Annotated in this window: 4 protein-coding genes; all 4 read right to left on the bottom strand. The window is 32.7% G+C overall.

Features of this window, described 5'->3' with window-relative positions:
* Positions 1-98: 98 nt before the first annotated feature.
* Positions 99-581 carry an STN domain-containing protein gene (locus tag B091_RS0111440; protein WP_018110130.1) on the bottom strand — a complete coding sequence of 161 codons (483 nt, stop codon included), beginning with the start codon at positions 579-581 and terminating at the stop codon, positions 99-101.
* Between the two features lie 72 nt (positions 582-653).
* Positions 654-1,619 (bottom strand): FecR family protein, encoded by a 966-nt coding sequence (locus tag B091_RS0111435; protein ID WP_018110129.1) that lies wholly within the window; start codon positions 1,617-1,619, stop codon positions 654-656.
* A 37-nt stretch (positions 1,620-1,656) separates the two neighbouring features.
* Complete coding sequence (locus B091_RS0111430) at positions 1,657-2,196, bottom strand: RNA polymerase sigma-70 factor (RefSeq protein WP_018110128.1); 540 nt, start codon at positions 2,194-2,196, stop codon at positions 1,657-1,659.
* A gap of 399 nt (positions 2,197-2,595) precedes the next feature.
* A complete protein-coding gene (locus B091_RS0111425) occupies positions 2,596-3,789 on the bottom strand; it encodes a pyridoxal phosphate-dependent aminotransferase (RefSeq protein ID WP_018110127.1) in 1,194 nt (397 codons plus the stop codon).
* Between the last annotated feature and the right edge of the window lie 539 nt (positions 3,790-4,328).

Here is a 4,328-nt window from a genome sequence, read left to right as displayed (position 1 = left end):
ACATGTCTAAGTTTTTTATTATAAAACAACGGCTCAGGTAAAGTTGTTACCCAAGCCCATCATTTTAACTTACACACTTTATGAGAGGGTGTCAAAAGTTAGGAACTCCAATCACCCATTTTAGCTTCAATGTTAAATTGCCCATCAATGTTCGTGATAGCTCCTTTACCTTCACCTTTTATTGTAACATTAACACCAATCAACGGATCATTATCTTCATCCAAAACAGAGCCAGTAACTTTCTTTAGGATTGCTTGTTGCTGATTATCATCAACAATCATAATGTATTCGTTTTCAATTTTATAAGCAAAACCAGTTCCTACTAATGTTTTAGTCAGGACCTCCTCTAATGTAGCATTTTCCACATTAAGGGTTACAGCTTGTTTTTTATTGAGCTTCGAGGCATTATATGCAATAGGCATATTGGACTGTTTTTCAATCTCTTGAAATACCTCTGTTATTGTCATATTCCCCTTGTTTATCGTTACTCGGTTACTACCCTGAGCAGACATTATGGGTTGAAACAATAAAAGCCCCACAAAAACAACAAGTGCTTTTAATCTTCTTGAAATAAAATTCATAGGTCTTTAGTAGTATTAAATTATCAGTAGCAAAATTGCTATTAATAGGGTTAAAAAATATAGTATGGTATTCTAATATAGAATACAAGTGTTTTTCTCTATGATGAACTGTATTCCTGAAACGGTTTGAATTACTTGCATAATCTCTTTGATTGATGCATTTCTCCTAAATTTGAAATTGAAATTATCAGTTTTACTAATTACAGACTGATTATATTGAAAGTCTAAATTAAATTGTCTTTCTAAGATTTTAATGACCTCATAAATCGTTTTATTGTTAATCACTATTTGTCCATCGATCCAGGCAGTAACAATTTCTGTCTTGACCTTGTCGACAACTCCTTTATGGCTGTCTCGGTTATACGTGAATTGTTCTTCAGGCTTAATTATTGTCTGACTTGCTTCTTTTAAATTATCTATAGCAATGCTTCCTGATAGTAGAGTTGCTGAAATATAATTTTCCTCAGGATAAGCCTCAACGTTAAATTCTGTGCCTAGTGCTGTTATTGTGATATCTGAAGTTTTAACAATGAAAGGTCTTTTTTCTTTTTTAACTTTAAATGTTGCTTCCCCAATCAGGTATACACTTCGCGTCTTGCCTGTAAATTCAGATGGATAGAGTAAAGTTGTTTTTGCGTTTTTGTATACTAAACTTCCATCTGGTAAATAGATTGAATCGATTAGTGCAATTGGTGTATAATCTTCTATTAGGCTTTGGTCATTTCTACCATAATTATTAATTGTTAAAAAGCCAAGTATTGTTGTACTAATTATCAAAATACCAGCCACTGACCTCCAGATATTTAGTTCAAAGCTTCTTTTCTTTGGTTTCTCAATTTTCTTGAGTAGCTTTTTATATGATGTATTTATTTTTTGTGTTGGTTTAGAGTCTGTCTTAACCCATAAATCATTAAGTCCTTTCTCCTTAGAGTCACTATGTTCTTCATCTACTAGCCACTCATAAAACTCTTTTTGAGTTTCATTTGAGTAGTTGTTTGATGAGAATTTTTCTATTATTTCTTTTATGTGTGCGTTCACTATAAGTTCCGTTTATATGTATAACAGTTTGAAAATCTCAACTACTCAATATATTTATGAAAAAAAGTATAATTAGTAAAAGTTCCTTTAATTCCATTAATGCTAAATAGATATGTCTCTCTACTGTTCGTATAGATAATTTAAGTTCATCAGCTATTTGTTGGTTAGACATTTTTTTTAGTCTGCTCATCTTAAAAACTTTTTTTCTTTGTGTTGGCATTTCTTCAATTTTCATGAAGAAAAGGAGTTTCAATTCTTTACTATCCAACTCTTTTTCGAATGAAGTGTCCAAGCTGATGTGTTTGTCTTCTGCAAGGCAGTTATTTACGTACTTGTCCTCGAGCAGCCTCCTTTTCAGTAAATTAAATATATGGTTTTTAGTCATCGTAAAGATGTAAGAGTCACTATAGTCTTCAGTCTGCCAAATTTCGGGTTGATTCCATATTTTGATAAATATATCTTGCGTAACATCTTCAGCATCCTCTTCATTTTTTAGGATTGAAAGAGCGAATCTTTTCACTTTACCATATTTGTTAAAGAAATAAGCTTCAAACTGCTGTTTCCTTTTTTGATTCATGTATTATATCTGTATTCTAGAAGGTTATTCTATATTAAAAAAATGTTGAATCCATTGAAATGTGTGATTTCTATGTAGTGATATTAATACAAATATTTGTAATATTTCATTCTTATTGCACATTTATTTATACCTATATATCGTGTAGATTTGTTTTATTAAGTTATTGGTACGTTGAATAAGCTCTGTTCTAGTTGTTTATATATTATACTATACTAGAGCTTAACATGTTTTATAATAAGATAGTTTTGGATAAAGAGTTAAATTAGAGCTTGCTGCCATCTTATTTAACTTAGTTTTTGAATTAGTGGTTTTATAAGCTTTGGTTATTTCTAATAATAAAAAAGGCGAGTCTTCAACCGAAGACTCGCCTTATAAGGGTAGTTTATGATTAAATGATTATGCCAGTTTATTTAGGGCATTTTTGACACGCTTCATTGCTTCTTTTATGTTGTCGTCTGAAGTTGCATATGAGAATCGGATATTATTGGGTGCTCCAAATGCAGCCCCACCGACAGCTGCTACATGAGCCTCTTCGAGTAGATACATGGCTAGGTCACCAGAATCATTTATAGTTCCTCCCTCATAACTTTTGCCAAAATAGTGACTGCAGTCTGGGAATAAGTAGAAAGCACCTTCGGGTTTGTGAAGTTTAAACCCTTCGATATCCGATGCAAGCTCTACGATTAAATCGCGACGGCGTTCGAAGTTTTCTCGCATCTCATATACTGTTTCTAGGCCTCCATTATAGGCTGCTTCAGCTGCCTTTTGAGCAATCGATGAGCAACCAGAAGTATATTGTCCTTGAAGTTTAGTTGCAGCTTTTGCAATCCACAGTGGTGCGGCCATCCAACCCAAACGCCAGCCTGTCATTGCATAGGCTTTAGATACACCGTTAACAATGACTGTTCTGTCTTTCATTTCGTCAAACTGTGCTATACTTTCGTGATGTCCTGCATAATTAATATGCTCATAAATTTCATCAGAAATTACAATCACTTGCGGATGATTTTTTAAAACCTCAACGAGGCCAGCCAATTCTTCTTTGCTATAAATGCTCCCTGTTGGGTTAGAAGGTGAGCAGAACAACATCGCTTTAGTCTTTGGAGTGATTGCTTCTTCTAATTGCTTAGGAGTAATTTTATAGTCATTTTCAATTCCAGCTTTAATCTCCACTGAAATGCCATTGGCTAGCTTTACCATTTCAAAGTAGCTAACCCAGCAAGGGGTTGGTATTATAACCTCATCGTCTACATCAACAACAGCTAGAAGTGCATTAGATACGGCTTGTTTTGCTCCATTTGAGCATACAATCTGACTTGGAACATAATCCAAGTTATTTTCTTGTTTTAATTTTTTGCAAATAGCTTCTCTAAGTGAGAGATATCCTGGTACAGGAGTATAAAATGAGTAATTATTATCTATTGCTTTTTTCGCTGCTTCTTTAATATGGGTTGGAGTGTTAAAATCAGGTTCACCCAAACTCAAACTAATCACATCAACTCCGCTAGCTTTTAAGTCAGCGCTTTTTTGAGCCATTGCTAGAGTCTCAGATACTGAAAGACGCGCAATTAGGGCTGATACTTTTTCCATGTTTTAATGTGTTTTTTAAATTTTATGGACTGAATATAATGCTTAGTTTCCGATTTAGCTTGTTTTACCCCATGATTTTAATTATTCGTTACTCTTACGCAAGAGTAATTCACAATCTTTTATTTTCGCTGTAGGCATAATTATGCCTGGATAATTATTAAAAAATTAATCATTATTGTGGGTTTATTTTATGGCTAAATGTATTTTTTTCAAGTTTATCGTCTTATCATAAGCTTTGAGAATGAATATTTCCTTGTAATAATATATTATTAAGTATTTTATACTCAAAATTGATTAAAATTTATTGACTATTATATAGTGTTTATATGATGGGTTTAATTAATCTTGTTTATATGTATATATTTTTCATATCTAATAACAGTGTGTATTGTTTCTATTATGGTGTTATATAGTGTGTGGACTTGCTAACTTTATCCGGCCAAGTAGTTAAGGGATAAAAAACTATCTTTATCCAATGAAACAACGAAAAGTATACGACCGCGAGTTTAAAGAAAACGCAGTTAAGCTTAGCTATGAAA

The organism is Bacteroides propionicifaciens DSM 19291 = JCM 14649 (assembly GCF_000375405.1).
Classification (GTDB): domain Bacteria; phylum Bacteroidota; class Bacteroidia; order Bacteroidales; family Bacteroidaceae; genus Bacteroides_E; species Bacteroides_E propionicifaciens.
The sequence above is the reverse complement of the archived record's forward strand: the minus strand, read 5'-3'. Positions and strand labels throughout refer to the sequence as shown.